Genomic DNA, 204 nt, shown 5'->3' with positions numbered 1-204 from the left:
AAGAATTAACGAAGAAGCCGTGTCTCTGTCAGGATATTCGTATTTGAGCTTTTGCTTAGTCTGACGAATCATTTTCTCTATTTCCGGTATCATTGTGTCCGTCATATTCTTGGTTAGATGGAACCGGTCGCAGATTTGTGTAACACCAGGGATTATTCTGTTTATAGCCTCTGTGAAACATCTTCCACGGTCTCTCGTTATATA

Annotated in this window: 1 pseudogene; it reads right to left on the bottom strand. The window is 40.2% G+C overall.

The window, feature by feature from the left end:
• Window positions 1-204: pseudogene (locus DWZ47_RS31235) on the bottom strand (ISL3 family transposase); the annotation flags it as partial.

This window comes from Bacteroides sp. AF32-8BH (genome assembly GCF_003435205.1).
Lineage (GTDB): Bacteria > Bacteroidota > Bacteroidia > Bacteroidales > Bacteroidaceae > Bacteroides > Bacteroides ovatus.
The sequence above is the reverse complement of the archived record's forward strand: the minus strand, read 5'-3'. Positions and strand labels throughout refer to the sequence as shown.